This is a genomic window from Geobacillus sp. Sah69 (assembly GCF_001414205.1).
In the GTDB taxonomy this organism is placed as follows: domain Bacteria; phylum Bacillota; class Bacilli; order Bacillales; family Anoxybacillaceae; genus Geobacillus; species Geobacillus stearothermophilus.
The window spans coordinates 86,264-95,197 of record NZ_LLKS01000035.1 but is presented as its reverse complement, the minus strand read 5'-3'; the positions used below and the strand labels follow the sequence as shown (position 1 = coordinate 95,197).

The window sequence follows — 8,934 nt, the reverse complement described above, 5'->3', positions numbered from 1 at the left end:
ATGTGTATAAGAGACGGAGTCTGGGCCGTGTCTCAGTCCCAGTGTGGCCGGTCACCCTCTCAGGCCGGCTACGCATCGTCGCCTTGGTGAGCCGTTACCTCACCAACTAGCTAATGCGCCGCGGGCCCATCCGCAAGTGACAGCCCAAAGGCCGCCTTTCAACCGAAGACCATGCGGTCTTCGGTGTTATCCGGTATTAGCTCCGGTTTCCCGGAGTTATCCCGGTCTTGCGGGCAGGTTGCCCACGTGTTACTCACCCGTCCGCCGCTGACCGAATCAAGGCAAGCCCCAATCCGGTCCGCTCGACTTGCATGTATTAGGCACGCCGCCAGCGTTCGTCCTGAGCCAGGATCAAACTCTCCAAAGAAAGTTGATTGGCTTTTGCTTCGGCCCATGCGGACCTCCGCTTTTCGTCGCGCTTCGTTTCGTTCAGTTTTCAAGGAACGACAGTTACTATTATAAACAATCTTTCAAAAATGTCAACTACTGATTCTCTTCTAACTTATTACCGCGTTCATTTCGTCGCGGCAATTATTCATTATATGCAGTGTTAACTATTTGTCAATAGTTTTTTTATTTCATGATTGTTCGATCGTTGCACTCCGACATTCCGTCGAAGCGGCGATTTTTATTTTATACACTATCTCACCTTATGTCAACTACTTTTTTAGGTTGAACGCTCTCCCACCTACGCTAACGCTTAGAGGTGGGAGATTTTGGGGAACACCCGCCCCACGGCAGGCTGTCAACCAAGCCATCCCCGTGCGTCCCACGGTTGGGCTGCCTTACAACGACAGCAAACGAAACCAGCCCCCACTATCTACATTCGACTTGGCCTCCCGAATCGCTTCGACTGCTGTATGATATAATTTCTTAAAAAGAATATGTTGCAAGGAGCAGACCTCGAGGATCGCTATGTATATTTTTTAAGGAGGGAAACAGCCGTGACCTATCCATTTTCTGCACTGCTTGACGGCTACCGCCGCCTTTGGCCGAACCGATCGCTGGCGGCCGGACCGCTTGATGAACAAGAAAGCCAAACTCTTTTGTATGAAACGATAAGGCAAGAGTTGCGCGATGAATGGACGCATCCGCGCGTGCGGCAATCGTCCGAAGTGAAGTTTTATTACGCCGTTAAGCGGGTGGCCGCTTCTGACTTGCCGGATGGCATGAAAGTAGCACTCATTCAAGCGTATTTGACGGTGATGGAACAATTGCAAGCCAATCATACATAAAACAGACGAATCCGGTTCACACTACTGAGCGAAAAAACATTTCTTGTTAAGGAGGATGGCAGTTATGGCGTTAATTCCGTATGACCCGTTCCGGCACTTGGAATCGATTCGCCGGGATATGAACCGCTTTTTTGCTAGTGATTTTCCATCGCTGTTCACTCATATGGATGAGCAGCACTGGATGCCGCGCATCGACATGCATGAAACGGCCAACGAATACGTCGTTTCGTGCGATTTACCGGGGCTGGAGCGGAAAGAGGATGTGCACATTGACGTGCAGAACAACATGTTGACCATCAGCGGCACGATTCAACGCCAACACGATGTAAGAGAAGAACAAATGCACCGGCGCGAACGCTTCTTTGGTCGCTTCCAGCGTTCGATCACCCTGCCGGCGGATGCGGCGACGGAAAACATTCGCGCGACGTACAAAAACGGCGTGCTTGACATTCATATCCCGAAAACAACGACAGGAACGAAAAAACGCGTTGATATCGAGTTCCATTAATGCAGAAGGGAGCGGCTTATCGACCGCTCCCCTTTTCGTTGCCCTCGCTGCTTGAGCGGATGACGAGCTCTGTCGGCACGACGACCTTTTTGCAAATCGCTCGTTTCGTCGTCAACCGTTCGATGAGCAGCTCAACCGCTGTTTCACCCATAAATTCTGTGTATACTTTCACCGTCGAAAGCGGCGGGTGAAGAAATGCTGCCGTCGGAATATCATTGAATCCGACAATCGCCGCCTCTTCCGGAACAGCGATCCCGGCTTCATGCAGCGCACGCAGGGCGCCAATCGCCATCGAATCACTGGCAATGAAAAACGCCGTCGGCAAGTCGCCGCCTGAAACAGCCTCTTTCATCAGCCGATAGCCATCTTCAGCAGTGAAGGCACCGATCCATACATAGCGGGAATCATACAGCCCTTTGACATACAAATATTCGTAAAACGCCGCTTCGCGCTCATCGCGGATCGGCGTTTCCCCGTCGACATATTCACGGCCGCCGATATAGCCAATTTTCGTATGCCCCAACCGAAGCAAATAATCAAGCACTGTCACCGTCGCTTGACGCAAATCGATGACGACTGAATCAAACCGATGCTCATCAGGCGAACAGTCGACAAACACAATTTGTTTGGCCCCGGCGGCAAAAACCTCGACTTCCTTCGGCCCGAATTTTCCGACGGCGATGATGCCATCGAGCGCCTCCATCCGTTCGATCGGATAGGCGCCGTGCTGTTTAAACAATTTGACGAGTTCGATGCCGCGGTCAAAACACTCTTTTTCCACTCCGAGGCGAATCGCCATATAATAGGGGTCATCGATTTCCTGGCGCTCCGAATACCAGTGAATGAGCCCGAAGCGAAACGATTCGCGCGCTTGCTGGCTTCGTTCCCGCAATGTTTTGTAGTTCAGCTCTTGGGCGACTTCAAAAATGCGCCTTCTCGTTTCATCGGAAACGGACAGCGTCGCATCGTAATTAAGCACGCGCGACACCGTCGCGACCGAAACGCCGACTTTTTCCGCGATTTCTTTTAACGTAGCCATCGTCTGTTTGCAATCCCTTCCTTATGTTTCATATGAAACGCGTTTTTTCGCCGCATTTAAACAAGAGACGACATGCGCTCCACAGCGTGCTGCAGAAAGCGGCGAAACGCGTCCTTCCCTCGCTTGTCCCGCTTAAACACCCCGGCATGTTCCAACACGGTCACAAACCGTTGTCCGACTTCGTGCCGCAAAATGTCATGGACGTTGTCCTTCGTGATGTCCGGATAGGCCGAGCGAATGGCTTCGCACCAATCCCAATGTTTCAGCATCGCCTCGTCCCAGTCTTCTTTTTTTGTCCGATGCACGAGATAATCGGCCAGCGTCTCCAGTTCCACGGCAAGCCGTGCCGGCAGCACCGCCAGCCCCATCACTTCGATCAAGCCGATATTTTCTTTTTTAATATGATGCAATTCTTCATGCGGATGGAAAATGCCGTACGGATGTTCCGCTGACGTCCGATTGTTGCGCAAAACGATGTCCAACTCAAACAAATCGCCGCGCCGCCGGGCGATCGGGGTGATCGTGTTATGCGGAACATCGCCGCTGTAGGCCATAATCTCGACGCTTGGGTCGCTGTACGTCCGCCATGTTTCATACAAAAAGGCAGCCGCATCCAACACGTCCTCTTTTGGTCCAGTCAAACGGATGACGGACATCGGCCAGCGCACGATGCCGGCTGTGACCGACGGAAACGATGGAAGCGGGATACACTCTTCGATCTCCGCCTTTTCCATCGCAAACGGATAACGCCCGCCTTGGAAATGGTCATGCACTAAAATCGAGCCGCCGACAATCGGCAAGTCGGCGTTCGAGCCAATGAAATAGTGCGGGAACTTTTCGACGAAATCGAGCAAGCGCTCAAGCGTCTTCCGCTCCATTTTCATCGGCACATGTTCGGCGTGGAAGACGATGCAATGTTCATGATAGTACACGTAGGGAGAATATTGGAAATACCACTGTTCATCCAATAACGTGATCGGGATGACACGGTGATTGGAACGGGCGGGATGACGCCACGTTCCTTCATACCCTTCGTTTTCTTTGCATAATACACATTTTGGATACGAGGATGACGGCATCTCTTTTAATTTGGCGATTTCCTTCGGGTCTTTTTCCGGCTTCGCCAAGTTAATGGTGATATCCAATTCTCCATAGATGGTTGACACTTTCCAGTGCTGATTGTTGGCGATGCGCGCCGTTTGAATGTAATTGGACGCTTGGCTCAACGAATAAAACCAGTCCGTCGCCTCCTGCGGGCTGCGGCGGTATCGCTCGTAAAAGGCGCGGATCACTTCCGACGGCCGCGGCATGACGCAGTCCATCAGTCTCGCATCCCATATATCGCGCTCGGTTGTGGTATTCGTTTCCAACAATCCTTGTTCATACGCCCAATCAATCATAGCGTCCAATACCGGGGCCGGCGAGGCCAAGGGAACGTCCTTGACCTCGGCCGGCTGCCATTCCGTGAGTCGGAGCGTTGCCAGCAGGCGGTTGCGCGCGTACACCACATCTTCCGGCGCTAAAAGGCCGCGTTGCTCGGCATAACGGATCAGTTGTTCAATCGCCGCAAAAATCGTTTCCATGTTTACACACCCCGATATCCGTTTGGCCGCGCTTTGTGCCACTCCCACGCCGAGGCGACGATATCCGTAATGGACAAGTATTTCGGCTCCCAGCCGAGCTCGCGCTTTGCTTTTTCCGATGAAGCGACAAGCCGCGCCGGGTCGCCCGGCCGCCGCGCCACGACGCGGGCAGGGATCGGGTGTCCGGTCACTTGCCGCGCCGCTTCGATCACTTCTTTGACGCTGAAGCCATTGCCGTTGCCGAGATTGTACACGTCACTGGACGCTCCATTCCGCAGTTTTTCAAGCGCCAACACGTGGGCATCGACGAGATCAAGCACATGGATGTAGTCGCGGATGCACGTGCCGTCGGGCGTGTCGTAGTCATCGCCGAAAACGGAAATTTCCTCGCGCTGGCCAAGCGGCACTTTTAAAATCAATGGAATCAGATGCGTCTCCGGGTTGTGGTCCTCACCGATTGTCGTGCCGTACGCCCCGGCGACATTAAAGTAGCGGAGCGAAATCGAGCGGATGCCGTAGGCGCGGTCCGCCCATTTCATCATTTTTTCCATCGCCAGCTTTGTTTCTCCGTACGCGTTCGTCGGTTCGGTCGGATCGGTTTCGATGATCGGGATTTGTTTCGGCTCCCCATACACGGCGGCGGTTGAAGAAAAGACGATTTGCTTGACACCAAATTCCTTCATCACTTCAAGCAGCACTTGTGTCCCGTACACGTTGTTGTCGTAATACTTCAGCGGCTCTTCCATGCTTTCACCGACCAATGAGTTCGCCGCAAAATGAATGACCGCCTCAATGTCATGCTGGCGAAACACCTTGCGCAAAAAATCGCGGTCGCGAATATCGCCTTGGCAAAACACCGCATCAGGGTGAACCGCCTCCCGGTGCCCCGTCTGCAAGTTATCCACCACGACCACGCGCTCCCCTTTTTCAAGCAGACGGTACACCGCATGGCTGCCGATATACCCTGCCCCTCCGCAAACCAAAATCATCGGCTCATCTCCTCCAGTTCCGTGAGTTCTCTCGCCCCGTCACCAACGTCAACGACATAAAAGCTTGCTTCATAACCGATTTTTTCGGCATACGCGTTTCCGACCCGTTCAATGAAATCTTGAACGCATGCCTTTTTCACAATGTTCACCGTGCAGCCGCCGAATCCGGCTCCGGTCATGCGCGCCCCGACCGTTCCTTCGTGCGACCATGCGGCCTCCACGAGCGTATCAAGTTCGGCTCCGGTTACTTCATAGTCATGGCGCAGCGACAAATGCGACTGTTTCATCAACTCGCCAAAGCGGACGAGGTCTCCCTGCTCAAGCGCCTGGGCGGCTTCAAGCGTCCGCTCGTTTTCCGTCACCGCATGGCGGGCCCGTTTTTGCTCAAGCGGGGAAAGAAGATGTTCATAACGGGCCAGCTCTGCGCTTGTCAGCTCGCCGAGCGAGGCGATGTTCCGCACGCTTTGCAGCTTCGCGAGCGCCGCCTCGCACGTCGCCCGCCGCTCGTTGTACGCCGAGTCCGCCAGGCCGCGCTTTTTGTTTGTGTTCGCGATGACGATCGCACAATCGTTGAGCACGAGCGGCAAATAGCGGTACTCGAGCGTATGGCAGTTTAACAGAATGGCGCAATCTTGTTTCCCCATGCCGACGGCAAACTGATCCATAATGCCGCAATTGACGCCGATGTATTTATTTTCTACGGTTTGGCTCATTTTCACAAGCTCTAGCTGATCAAGCCCGCGCCTGAACAGTTCGTTGAGCATCACCGCGGTCACAAGCTCAATCGACGCGGATGACGACAGTCCTGCGCCGTTCGGGATCGTGCCGTAATACAAAATGTCCAATCCGGTCTCAAGCGGACGTAACGCTTGAAACGCGGCCAAGATCCCTTTCGGGTAGTTCGCCCAACCGTGCTCGCTCTGGTATGACAAGTCATCGTAAGAGACCGTGATCACTCCCGTTTCCGGGAAGTTTTGCGAATAAAAGCGGACAAACGGCTCATCCGTTTGCCGGACAAGCGCATACGTGCCGATCGCAAGCGCGCACGGCAGCACATGCCCGCCGTTGTAATCCGTATGCTCACCGATCAAATTGACGCGGCCGGGGGCGAAGAAAGCGCGGATGCCTTCGCCCAAGCCGCCGAAAAGTTCGATAAATTGCTGTTTTAAGATGGGGATCATGAGAGGGCCTCCTTCAAGCCTTTATAGTAAATATTATAGTTAATAATTTACTAAAAATCAACAGCGAAACAAAATCTTTTTTAATACGTATAATCGTTTGAGCATTTATTCACCTTAATAAATATAGGAAGGAGGCGGAGCGGAGATGGAAACGCGACAGATGTTGAAACAAGAACTCCAAACCATCACCCACTGGGAACACTCCCAAAAAGACCTTTGGTTTTGGGAAAAGCTCGGCCGCTTGCCGTTTCAAGTGCTCGATAAGCTGACGCCAAAAGCCGTCCATCGAAAACTCGGGCAGCTGCTTGATGAATTGGGCAGCTATATTCAAAGCGGCGGGCAATACTTAGTGAATGAAGGAAAGGTATTGGACAAGCTTGGCGTATCGTCGTTGGCCGAAGTGCCGCACTTGCCGCTTGCGACGATGGATCGCGTTTGCGACGAGTTGATCGATGAGCGCGTCACGTTCGCCCAGCTGCAAGGGGCGGCGACTGGAATGGGCGGGGCGCTGACGCTGGCGGTGGACATCCCAGCGCTTCTCGGCTTAGCGCTGAAAACGCTGCAAGAGATCGCCATCGTGTACGGATATGACCCGAAGGAAAAAGAGGAGCGCGTGTTTGTCGTCAAATGCCTGCAGTTTGCCACGGCGGACATCGTCGGGAAAAAAGCGATTTTGGACGAACTTTCGTCGTTCTCCAATGAACGCGGGCGCGTCTTTTCCGAACTGCAAGGCTGGCGGGAAGTGATGATGACGTTCCGTGACCAATACGGGTGGAAAAAGCTGTTTCAAGCCGTTCCGATCATCGGTGTCATTTTCGGTTCGCTGTTTAACAAATCGTTTATGGAAGACATCGCCGAAACCGGGAAGATGCTCTATCGGAAGCGTCGCATCATCGAGAAGCTCAAACAGTTTGAACCCGGCATCTAAGACACCGGGTTCAATTCGTTTATGACAGGTGCATAGGCTCGAGCGACAGCATCCCTTCTTATCGTTGAACAGCTTTCAATCGCCACATCATGCTGATAAAATCGCCCAAGCGGTGCGGCACCGCCACTCCGGCATACATCAGCTCGTCGCCGCCGTAGACGCCAAGGCCTTCGATTTCATAGTCTTGATTCGGGTCAAGCCCTTTTAAGCGCAAGTGCGACAGCGGGGCGTTCGCTTCGGCCAGAACGCGGAAGTAGGCGACGAGCGCTTCCGACTGATCTTCCGAGACGAACATCCATGCCGCCTCGTTGCCTTCAAACGGGCTGAGTAGCCGATAAAACGTGCCGAACTGGACGAGGCGGCGCACATCTTTGTAAAACGCGACTTGTTCCTTAATGATTTGTTTTTCTGTTTCCGTCAATTTCGTGATATCGAGCTCATAGCCGAAGTTGCCTGACATCGCCACATGGCCGCGCGTCTTGAGGGACGTCACCCGCCCGACTTGATGGTTCGGCACGGCCGAGACGTGGGCGCCCATGGCGCTCACTGGGTAAACGAGGCTTGTACCGTACTGGATTTTCAGGCGCGAGACAGCGTCAGTGTTGTCGCTCGTCCATGTTTGCGGCATATAATAGAGAATCCCCGGGTCAAACCGCCCTCCGCCTCCGGAGCAGCTTTCAAACAAAATGTGCGGAAAACGCGCGGTGATCTCGTCCATCACGCGATAGAGCCCAAGCATATAGCGGTGCGACGTTTCGCGCTGGCGCTCGGGCGGCAGGGCGGCCGAACCGATTTCCGTCATATGGCGGTTCATGTCCCATTTCACATAAGTGATGGGGGCGCTCGCAAGCACGTTCGAGATCGTTTCAATCATATAGTCGCACACGTCTTGGCGGGAATAATCGAGCACAAGCTGGTTCCGTCCTTCAGAGCGCGGGCGGTTCGGCACATGGAGACACCAGTCGGGATGTTTCCGATACAGCTCGCTGTTTGGCGACACCATTTCCGGTTCGATCCATAAGCCGAACTGCAGCCCGAGTTCGTTCACTTGTTTCGCCAGTCCGTTCAGGCCATTGGGGAGTTTGCGCCGATTGACCACCCAATCACCGAGGGAACGGCGGTCGTCATCGCGTTCGCCAAACCAGCCGTCGTCAAGCACAAACAGTTCGATGCCAAGCTCCGCCGCTGTTCGGGCGATATTCATGATCTTTTCTTCATTGAAGTCAAAATACGTTGCTTCCCAGTTATTGATCAAGATCGGGCGTTCGCGGTCGCGGAACGCGCCGCGCGCCAATAGCCGGAGCGGAAAAGCTGCATCACGTAGCTCGCCTTGCCCGCCCGCAAATGAAACTGCTTCGTTTGCGGATTGTATGCAACTGACATTCTCTTCCCCCGCTTTGTTTTTGTTTAAATTTTACTTAATTTTTACGAAAAAATCCATCAAAAAAGCGCCCTGGATTCAGGCGCTCAT

Annotated in this window: 8 protein-coding genes, 1 rRNA gene and 1 pseudogene; 3 read left to right on the top strand and 7 right to left on the bottom strand. The window is 53.5% G+C overall.

The window, feature by feature from the left end; all coding sequences use genetic code 11:
• Positions 1 to 367 (bottom strand): 16S ribosomal RNA (locus AP057_RS17485); the annotation flags it as partial.
• A gap of 577 nt (positions 368 to 944) precedes the next feature.
• Here AP057_RS17485 and AP057_RS09350 point away from each other — a divergent pair.
• Entirely contained in the window at positions 945 to 1,235 is a 291-nt protein-coding gene (locus AP057_RS09350; protein ID WP_011231630.1) for a hypothetical protein, read from the top strand.
• 64 nt (positions 1,236 to 1,299) lie between these two features.
• Positions 1,300 to 1,743, top strand: coding sequence for an Hsp20/alpha crystallin family protein (locus tag AP057_RS09345; protein ID WP_049626402.1), 444 nt, complete (start codon positions 1,300 to 1,302; stop codon positions 1,741 to 1,743).
• A gap of 16 nt (positions 1,744 to 1,759) precedes the next feature.
• On the opposite strand, the gene AP057_RS09340 is transcribed toward AP057_RS09345, so the two are convergent.
• From AP057_RS09340 to AP057_RS09325, 4 genes are read right to left on the bottom strand one after another with little or no spacing between them, the layout of a single operon-like run.
• On the bottom strand, positions 1,760 to 2,782 hold the full coding sequence (locus AP057_RS09340) for a LacI family DNA-binding transcriptional regulator (protein ID WP_011231632.1): 1,023 nt from the start codon (positions 2,780 to 2,782) through the stop codon (positions 1,760 to 1,762).
• Positions 2,783 to 2,838: 56 nt separating this feature from the next.
• Positions 2,839 to 4,365, bottom strand: coding sequence for a UDP-glucose--hexose-1-phosphate uridylyltransferase (galT, locus tag AP057_RS09335; RefSeq protein WP_055358598.1), 1,527 nt, complete (start codon positions 4,363 to 4,365; stop codon positions 2,839 to 2,841).
• A 2-nt stretch (positions 4,366 to 4,367) separates the two neighbouring features.
• Positions 4,368 to 5,354, bottom strand: coding sequence for a UDP-glucose 4-epimerase GalE (gene galE / locus AP057_RS09330; protein ID WP_055358597.1), 987 nt, complete (start codon positions 5,352 to 5,354; stop codon positions 4,368 to 4,370).
• Positions 5,351 to 6,535, bottom strand: coding sequence for a galactokinase (locus AP057_RS09325; protein WP_055358596.1), 1,185 nt, complete (start codon positions 6,533 to 6,535; stop codon positions 5,351 to 5,353). The genes galE and AP057_RS09325 overlap by 4 nt, the downstream gene beginning before the upstream one ends.
• 145 nt (positions 6,536 to 6,680) lie before the next feature.
• Between AP057_RS09325 and AP057_RS09320 the strand changes: the two genes are divergently transcribed.
• Positions 6,681 to 7,463 (top strand): EcsC family protein, encoded by a 783-nt coding sequence (locus AP057_RS09320; protein ID WP_049624916.1) that lies wholly within the window; start codon positions 6,681 to 6,683, stop codon positions 7,461 to 7,463.
• Between the two features lie 58 nt (positions 7,464 to 7,521).
• Here AP057_RS09320 and AP057_RS09315 read toward each other — a convergent pair.
• Positions 7,522 to 8,757 (bottom strand): annotated as a pseudogene (locus AP057_RS09315) (alpha-galactosidase); the annotation flags it as partial.
• A complete protein-coding gene (locus AP057_RS18060; RefSeq protein WP_255350135.1) occupies positions 8,715 to 8,846 on the bottom strand; it encodes a hypothetical protein in 132 nt (43 codons plus the stop codon). The pseudogene AP057_RS09315 and the gene AP057_RS18060, both read right to left, overlap by 43 nt.
• Between the last annotated feature and the right edge of the window lie 88 nt (positions 8,847 to 8,934).